7 protein-coding genes and 1 tRNA gene are annotated in these 8,325 nt (G+C 61.7%); all 8 read left to right on the top strand.

What is annotated here, in order from left to right; all coding sequences use genetic code 11:
• Positions 1-201 precede the first annotated feature (201 nt).
• A complete protein-coding gene (locus tag ICM05_RS05250) occupies positions 202-2,586 on the top strand; it encodes a DUF5979 domain-containing protein (protein ID WP_188023528.1) in 2,385 nt (794 codons plus the stop codon).
• Between the two features lie 218 nt (positions 2,587-2,804).
• Entirely contained in the window at positions 2,805-4,085 is a 1,281-nt protein-coding gene (locus tag ICM05_RS05245) for an LCP family protein (RefSeq protein ID WP_188023527.1), read from the top strand.
• Between the two features lie 59 nt (positions 4,086-4,144).
• A tRNA-Ser gene (locus ICM05_RS05240) sits at positions 4,145-4,236 on the top strand.
• Between the two features lie 142 nt (positions 4,237-4,378).
• Complete coding sequence (gene arsB, locus ICM05_RS05235; protein ID WP_188023526.1) at positions 4,379-5,524, top strand: ACR3 family arsenite efflux transporter; 1,146 nt, start codon at positions 4,379-4,381, stop codon at positions 5,522-5,524.
• Positions 5,521-5,910, top strand: coding sequence for a helix-turn-helix transcriptional regulator (locus ICM05_RS12710; RefSeq protein WP_251364520.1), 390 nt, complete (start codon positions 5,521-5,523; stop codon positions 5,908-5,910). The genes arsB and ICM05_RS12710 overlap by 4 nt, the downstream gene beginning before the upstream one ends.
• 3 nt (positions 5,911-5,913) lie before the next feature.
• The gene (locus tag ICM05_RS12705) at positions 5,914-6,327 is read left to right on the top strand and encodes an arsenate reductase ArsC (RefSeq protein WP_251364519.1); all 414 of its coding nucleotides are present in this window, start codon (positions 5,914-5,916) and stop codon (positions 6,325-6,327) included.
• Between the two features lie 121 nt (positions 6,328-6,448).
• The gene (locus ICM05_RS05225) at positions 6,449-7,588 is read left to right on the top strand and encodes an FtsX-like permease family protein (protein ID WP_188023525.1); all 1,140 of its coding nucleotides are present in this window, start codon (positions 6,449-6,451) and stop codon (positions 7,586-7,588) included.
• On the top strand, positions 7,585-8,286 hold the full coding sequence (locus tag ICM05_RS05220) for an ABC transporter ATP-binding protein (RefSeq protein WP_188023524.1): 702 nt from the start codon (positions 7,585-7,587) through the stop codon (positions 8,284-8,286). The genes ICM05_RS05225 and ICM05_RS05220 overlap by 4 nt, the downstream gene beginning before the upstream one ends.
• Positions 8,287-8,325: the final 39 nt, after the last annotated feature.

The raw sequence follows: 8,325 nt of genomic DNA, 5'->3' as shown, positions 1-8,325 counted from the left end.
TCTGGGGAGAGCTCCGACGTCCCATTCTCCCCCCTGTTGTGGGTGGCGCCCCCCCCCCCCCCCCCCCCCCCCCCCACCACTGTGCATGAAATCCCAGTTCCGGCAAGCGATTTCCGTGGCGGATACACGCCACCCTGCCTCTCGAGAACAGACGTAACGTGAATCTCACTACGTGTGCTTTTTGAATGAGAGGTGGCAGCTATGAGCTGGCTTAGGGGATCCGCGCAACGAAGTGACAGGAGAGGCAGGCGACGAAGTCGGCTTGCCCTGCTCCTAGCGGCCGCGCTCGGTATTGGTGCGCTGGCGGTTCCGGCCGCGACAATGACGGTCGCGACTCCTGCGGCCGCGGCCGAAGGCACTGCGGCGAGGGTCACATCTGTCAACTTTTCGGCGTATGCCCAGAGCAACCCCATTAATAATCCATCGTTCCAGGAGCTCACCTTGGAATGGGAAGTAGACGACTACCCAACAAAGCCTGTGACGCTCACGTTTGGCCTGCCAGCGAATCTCCCTGGTGTGCCAGGGCCGTTTGCGATGATGCATGACGGTGAGCCTGCGGGAACTTGTGAGCTGACGAAAACTCAACTGTTCTGCACCCTGTCTGATGGGTTTCTCGCAACGCACCAGACAGGCATTAAGGGATCGGTGAAGATCGAGACGCTCGTGGAGCTCCAGGGCCATCCGGGTGGACCGGTGATCTTCGACTTCGGTGATGAGCACGGCGAAATCACGATCGAGGTGAATGAGGAGGAGACGGTCGTTTGCAAAGTCAACTGTGATTGGACCGGTCAAGATCCGCGTAAGGATGGATCCCGACCGAGTGCAGACGGCACCATTCACTGGAACGTGTATGTGAAATCAGGCCCGAACGGGACGTTGCCCGTCGGGGCAACAGTCAAACTCACGGAGCTGCTTGATCTGAATGAGCACACGATCCTAGGGGAGCCGACGATCTACGAGGCGCGTGAGACACACCGAGACGCGTCCGGCTATGAGGGGGCATTCTGGGTGCTAAAACCCAAAAGCGAATACACGGTTTCAGCGGACAACCGTTACGTTGAGTTCACGGTAAAGCCCGGTCTGGGCGAGGGGAACGGAACCGTGCCCGGTGCACGCGGACTTGAAGGCAGTGTCTACTTTGTGAAGTGGGCAACGCAGGTGAAGAACTTCGACCCGAGCGCGCGTTACACGAACGCCGTGCACTGGGAAATCGGCGATGAAGAGCGAGACACCTCGTATTACACCGTGACGAGCACCTCGGGAAGTGGCACCGTAGTCGGCAGCGAGTACGGAAAGTTCACGATCACGAAGCACGTAGAGGGCGACATCGTCCCTCCCTTTGACTCGTTGTACACAGTCAAGTGGACGGTCACCGATGCTGCGGGCCAGGCGACGAGTCACTCCAAGACGGTACGTTGGGGAGCTTCCTTCACTAGCCCGGCTATTACCGAGGGCTCCAAAGTGAAAATCACCGAGGTCGAGTTCCCCGAGCCGCCTGCTGGCACTTCGTGGGGAACTCCGAAGTTCCTGCCCGCGAATGACTTCGGTGTGCCGACTTCCAGCGTGGGAACGGAAACTGTTGACCTCGATCTTGCGACGGGTTCGAACTTCCTCGGCAAGGACACTCAGTTCGTGCTCGTGAACACGCTCGCTGACGAGCCCGAGCCGCCTCACCCGACGACGAGCTTCGGTATCGTGAAGCGCCTTGACGGTGATGCTGCGCATCTCGTTGATGCGGACACCGAGTACCCCGTGACGTATTCATGGGCGGCAGATCCCGATGGCAAGTTCGACGCGTTCTCCGACACGATCAATCTCACGGCTGACGGCACGCGAGTGGTTGTGGACGACGTTCCTGCCGGCGCGAAGGTGACCTTCGCCGAGGGTGCGCGCCCTGACATTGATGGTGCGACCTGGGCGACGCCGAAGTTTGTCCCCAGCAGCCTCGATGCTGCTGAGGGCGTTGTCGGCGAGGTGGAGCTTACGAACAGCATCACGCTCGATGAGGTTCCGCCGTACCCGACGACACACTTCACCCTCGTGAAGAAGATCAAGGGAGATGGCGCGAAGCTCGTGAAGCCTGAGGCCCAGTTCACGGTTCGATACTCGTGGAAGGCTGACGAAGCCGGCGACTTCGCCGAGGGCGAGGGCTTCCTCTACCCGCGGGCCGACGGTGTCCCCGTGAAGAGCAACGACGTGCCTCTCGGGGCACAGATCAAGCTTGAGGAAATGTTCGCCGATGTCGCAGGTGGGACGTGGGGAACCCCGGAGTTCTCGCATCAGGACTTCACCCCTGGCCTCGGTGCCAACCTGGAAGTCACGGTAACGAACTTCTTCACGAGGACGCCGACCCCGGACCCGAAACCAGATCCCGACCCGGATCCGAAGCCCGAGCCCAAGCCGGATCCGAAGCCGGATCCCAAGGATCCGAACAAGCCGACGACCCCGACGAAGACGGGACTCGCGAATACCGGTAGCGACAGCGGCGCTGGCATGCTCCTCGGCGCAACCGGAGCGGTGTTGCTGCTCGGTGGACTTGCGGTCTCGATCCGCGCCCGTCGCAACCGCAGCGAGACTGGTCAGTAGCCGGGTCGCGCCGGAAGGATACTGATCCGCACGCCCAGTCACCCCGCTCAGCAGCAGAAATGCTTGCTGAGCGGGGTGACTTGGTTCGGGGGAGACGCGCAGTTCCCTGATAATCTCCTTCAGAGTCGAGCATTGCAGGAGTCCTCCAGCGTTTCGCGGTAGATTTGAAGCTTGAATATCGTCCGGCAACCGGCCGGCGCGTGGGAGGGAACTGCCATATGGCACGCAGCAACGAACGAGATGCCGCACAGGGTGCGGGCGTCCGGCACGGCTCGTTGCGCCGTTCACGTACCTGGGTCAACGTGATCCGCTCGCTCACTGCGCTTGTCGTGGTGGTTGCGGTGAGCGGTGTTGCAACGGTGTCGTACGCGCTCTTGAATGTTGCCTCCGGGCTGCAAACGGTCGAGCTGAAGTCAAAGGGCGCTGTCGGGGCTGCAGACCAGTCGATCGATGGCGCAATCACGATGCTGCTTGTCGGCTCTGATACTCGCGCAGGCCAGTCGTATGACGATGGCGAGACTGGCGAGCTGAATGACGTCAACCTGCTGTTGCACGTTTCGGCGGATCACAAAAACGCCACCGTGGTCAGCTTCCCGCGTGACCTCATGTTGCCGATCCCCAGCTGCCCCGGCCCTGACGGCGAACCCGAGTACTACTCGGCGATGAGCGAGCAGCAGCTCAACACCACCCTCGGGTACGGCGGTCTGCCGTGTGCTGTGCTCACGATTGAAGAGCTCACCGGCATGGATATCCCGTACGCCGGTGTTGTGACCTTCGACGGCGTGATCGCGATCTCGAACGCGATCGGTGGCGTTGACGTCTGCCTCACTGCACCGCTTGAAGATGTTGAGAATACTGGACTTGACCTTCCTGCTGGCATGAACACCCTGCAGGGTGAGCAGGCGCTGCAGTTCCTCCGCACCCGCCACGGTGTTGGTGACGGCGGCGATCTTGGTCGTATTAACAACCAGCAGGTCTTCATGTCTGCGATGATGCGCAAGCTGAAGAGCGCAGATACGCTGTCTGATCCGCTGAAGGTGTACGGCCTCGCGAAGGCTGGCGTTGAGAACCTGACGCTGTCGAGCAACATGGCTTCGGTGAACTTCATCCAGGCGATGGCTGGCACGGTCAAGGATATCGATCTCGAGCGCATGAACTTTGTGCAGTATCCATCGCTTGACCACCCCTACGAGTCTGGCCGTCTGACGCCGAACTACGAGCTTGCAGACGTGCTCTTCGAGACGATCAAGAGCGGTCAGCCCTTCGACGTGACTGGTCAGGGTCTTGTCGCTCAGGTTGAGGGCGAAACCGATGCGCCTGCAGAGGAAGTCCCAGCGGAAGAAACGCCCGCAACTGATGCGGCTACGGAAGATTCTGGAGAATCTTCCAACACCTCTGGAACAACGGCTACTACGCCTTCCGCCCCTGTTCAGCTGCCAGATTCGATCACTGGCGTAAAGCCAGACAAGCAGGTTTGCTCTGGCGGTAGCGGTTATTAGCGCGTCCGATTTCTCTATCCAGGGATTCACCCATTAGGATTAGAGAGCTGTCCACGCATGGAGACGTGCCGGAGCGGCCGAACGGACTTCACTGCTAATGAAGGGTTCTTGTTAAAGGGAACCGGGGGTTCAAATCCCCCCGTCTCCGCCATAGCTGGACAGCCGAAAGCCCCTGAGAAATCAGGGGCTTTCGTCATTTCTGTGCACGTTGTGTGTTGGGCGGGTGCGTGGCGGTGGCAGTCGCTGTGATCCGCCAATTTGCGGCCTATATAGATAAACATCAAAATAGAGATATGACTGCACGTGACCGATCCGCGCCCCGCATGACCACGCTCGATCGGGGGCTCCCGATCTGGATCGCGCTCGCGATGGTCGTCGGTCTGCTGCTCGGCCGCTTCGTGCCTGGCCTGTCGGGTGTGCTTGCCGCGCTCGAGGTTGGGGGTGTCTCGCTGCCCATTGCCATCGGCTTGCTCGTCATGATGTATCCGGTGCTCGCGAAGGTTCGGTATGACCGGGTGGCCGCAGTCACGGGTGATCGCAAGCTTCTGGTCTCGTCGCTGCTGTTGAACTGGCTTGTGGGTCCCGCGCTCATGTTTGCCCTCGCGTGGCTGTTCTTGCCGGATCTGCCGGAGTATCGCACCGGCCTCATTATCGTGGGCCTCGCACGCTGCATCGCGATGGTCGTGGTGTGGAGCGATCTTGCCTGCGCTGATCGTGAGGCGACCGCGGTGCTCATTGCGTTGAACTCGGTGTTCCAGATTCTCATGTTCTCCGTGCTGGGGTGGTTCTACCTGGCGGTGCTGCCGGGGTGGCTTGGGCTTGATTCGCAAGGGCTGGATGTCTCGATGGGGCAGATCGGTGTGAACGTGCTGGTGTTCCTTGGCGTCCCTGTGGTTGCGGGATTCTTGTCGCGCAAGATTGGTGAGGCGAGCAAGGGTCGCGAATGGTATGAGTCGCGGTTCCTGCCGCGCATTGGGCCCGGGGCGCTGTACGGCCTGCTGTTTACCATCGTGCTGCTGTTTGCGCTGCAGGGGGAGGCAGTGACCTCACGCCCACTCGATGTGGTGCGGATCGCGATCCCACTGTTCCTGTACTTCCTGCTGATGTGGGGTATCGGTATTGGGGTGGGCCGGATGCTCGGGCTCGGGTATGCGCGATCAGCGACGCTTGCCTTCACCGCGGCCGGCAACAACTTTGAACTGGCGATTGCCGTGGCAATTGGGACGTTCGGAGTCGCCTCCGGGCAGGCGCTCGCCGGGGTAGTTGGCCCGCTCATTGAAGTGCCGGTGCTGGTTGGGCTGGTGTACGTCTCGCTGTGGGTGGCGAGAGCTTGGTTCGGCGAGTCAACCGGGGAGGCGGCCGGGGTACCAGTGCTCGATTCCGGGGCTGCCATGGCAGGAAACAACGTGTCTCCCAGCGATTCCGAGGTGACCAGATGAGCGCCGCGAGCGGTGAATCCTGCACGCCTGAGCCGGGGTTCGCTTCCCGCATGGGGGTGCAGGACGCGGCGCAGGCCGCCGCGGTATTGAAAGCGGTCGGTGATCCGCTCAGGCTGCGAATGCTTTCGGCGATTGCCACCGATTCCCGAGGGGAGTCTTGTGTCTGCGACCTCCAGTGCCTCACTGACGCTTCGCAGCCCACGGTGTCCCACCACTTGCGGCTACTTAAGGAGGCAGGTCTCGTGATCTCCGAGCGACGCGGGACCTGGGTCTACTACCGCGTTGCCCCGTCGCGTGCGGACGTGGTGGCGGCGCTGCTCGACCTCGCCGACTCCTTGGCGAACGCGTGGGATGATCCACGCGCCACATCTGAAATGAAGGAATGACACATGTCGCAATTCGTACCGCCCACAGTGATGTTTGTGTGTGTGCACAATGCCGGTCGCTCGCAGATGGCGGCCGGTTGGTTGCGCAGCATCGCGGGCGACCGTGTTGTCGTGCGTTCGGCGGGTTCTGCCCCCGCTGACGCGCTGAATCCCGCAGCCGTGGCCGTGATGGCTGAGGTGGGTATCGATATTGCGGCGGCGGTTCCGCAGGTGCTGACCACGGAAGACGTTCGTGAGTCTGACGTTGTCATCACGATGGGCTGCGGTGACGCATGCCCGATCTTCCCGGGCAAGCGGTACGAGGACTGGCAGCTCGATGACCCGGCTGGGCAGGGCGTTGAATCCGTGCGCCTCATTCGCGATGAGATTCGGGGGCGGATCGAGACGCTCGTCTCTCAGCTGCTTTCGGAGGCGTAGCGCGGTCAACCTTCTCTCAGGAAACGCCAACGCATAAGTGTATTCTGACACCTTGTCAGCATCTTACTGACGCAGTGTCAGCAAGATGCTGACGGTGCTTTTCAGATTTGAGAAGGAACTTATGTTTCTCGCACTCCGCGAATTGCAATTCGCCAGAGGGCGCTTCGGCCTGATGGGATTGGTGATCTCGCTGATCGCCGTGCTCATGGTCATGCTCTCTGGCTTCTCGGCAGGACTCGTCAATGACGGTGTGTCCGGACTCCGAGCTATGCCCGTCACCGGTTTCGCGTTCCAGGAAGGAACGAAGACCGACAACGCGTTCTCGCGCTCCAGTGTCGATCAGGAACAGATCGATGGCTGGGCCGACGTCCCCGGTGTGAAGGACTACGCGCCAGTGGGCTTCAGCATGGTGAACGCCACCACCGATGAAGACACCCAGATCGACCTGTCGATGTTTGGTGTTGACCCGGGCTCGCTCCTGGTGCCCGAGGTGTCCTCTGGCGAGACGCTTGGCGCGCTGCCTGGGATCGTTGTGTCGCAGACCGCACAAGATGACGGGCTCAAGCTCGGTTCCATTGTCACGCTTGACCGCATCGGCATGGAGCTCGAGGTAGTTGGGTTTACCAAGGGGCAGGCGACCTTCGGTCACGTTGATACTGCCTATCTTCCGCTCGATACCTGGCGGCTGATCGCTTCCGGGCGTGCGGCAGAGGGCATCCCGACGCAGGCGCAGGTTGACGCCCTCGACTTCCCGTACGCGAGCGTCGTGGCGCTGAACTACGACAAGGACGCAATCGACCTCGCGGCCGCAGACGCCGACCTTGGCACGCAAACTGTCGCGCTCAAGGAATCGTTCAATTCGTCGCCGGGCTATGAGGCCGAGATGATGACGCTCAACATGATTCAGGTCTTCCTGTACGTCATTTCTGCGCTCGTTGTTGGCGCGTTCTTCACGGTGTGGACGATCCAGCGCCAGGGCGAGCTCGCCGTGCTGCGCGCGATGGGCGCCCCCGGCGGAGCACTCCTGCGTGACTCGCTCACGCAGGCGGCCCTGCTGCTCTTCGGGTTCACCGCGGTTGGTGTCTTGGTGGGCGTGGGCCTCGGCGCCATGATGCCGGCCAAGGTGCCCTTCGCGCTCGAGGCCGCACCGATCGCGACGGCCGCGGTAGCCACGATCGTCATGGGTCTCATTGGCGCGGCGGTTGCCGTGATCCGCGTCGTAAAGATTGATCCAATCAAGGCGCTGGGAGGAAGCCGATGAGTAACGCAGTTGTGGAAAACGGTGGAATCCACCTCACCGACGTCACCCTCGAGCTCGGTGATGGCGAGCAGAAGGTGCTCGCACTCGATCACGTGAGCCTGTCGGTGCCTGCTGGCCAGTTCGCCGCAATCGTCGGCCCTTCGGGTGCTGGCAAATCCTCGCTCCTCGCGGTGGCTGGGGCGCTCGCGGTTCCGACCTCGGGAACCGTTGTGGTCAATGGCGCGGATCTCACCAAACTCGGCACCGGACGCGGCGCGCAGGGCCGCCTTGCGCGCTTCCGTCTGGAGAACCTCGGCTTCGTATTCCAGTCAGGGAATCTGATTCCCGCACTCACCTCCGCTGATCAGCTGCGCCTTGCGCGTCGGATGGTCGCGGGTGGGTCGCGCTTCGATCCGCGCCCCGGCTTGGAAGCTGTCGGCATGGGGCATCGTGCACAGAACCGTCCTTCCCAGCTGTCTGGCGGCGAGCGTCAGCGCGTGGGTATCGCGCGTGCGCTTGTGAACGATCCGGCGGTGATGCTCGTGGATGAGCCGACCGCGGCGCTTGACCGGGCGCGCAGCCACGAGGTCGTGAAACTCCTCGCGGAGCGCGCGCATCACGACCACGTCGCGACCATCATGGTGACGCACGATCACGAGGTGATTGAGCACTGTGATGTGGTGTATGAAATGATCGATGGCAGGTTGACTGCGCTGTAGGTCCCGTTTTGGGGCTCGTTCGGGCGCAGTCTGGGCGGG

It is taken from the genome of Leucobacter sp. cx-42 (genome assembly GCF_014529985.1).
GTDB lineage: Bacteria > Actinomycetota > Actinomycetes > Actinomycetales > Microbacteriaceae > Leucobacter.
This window is presented reverse-complemented; position numbering and strand designations above follow the sequence as displayed.

Coding starts and splice junctions, on each gene's coding strand:
- ICM05_RS05250 (WP_188023528.1), top strand. CDS start 202: ATGAGCTGGCTTAGGGGATCCGCGCAACGAAGTGACAGGAGAGGCAGG.
- ICM05_RS05245 (WP_188023527.1), top strand. CDS start 2,805: ATGGCACGCAGCAACGAACGAGATGCCGCACAGGGTGCGGGCGTCCGG.
- arsB (WP_188023526.1), top strand. CDS start 4,379: ATGACTGCACGTGACCGATCCGCGCCCCGCATGACCACGCTCGATCGG.
- ICM05_RS12710 (WP_251364520.1), top strand. CDS start 5,521: ATGAGCGCCGCGAGCGGTGAATCCTGCACGCCTGAGCCGGGGTTCGCT.
- ICM05_RS12705 (WP_251364519.1), top strand. CDS start 5,914: ATGTCGCAATTCGTACCGCCCACAGTGATGTTTGTGTGTGTGCACAAT.
- ICM05_RS05225 (WP_188023525.1), top strand. CDS start 6,449: ATGTTTCTCGCACTCCGCGAATTGCAATTCGCCAGAGGGCGCTTCGGC.
- ICM05_RS05220 (WP_188023524.1), top strand. CDS start 7,585: ATGAGTAACGCAGTTGTGGAAAACGGTGGAATCCACCTCACCGACGTC.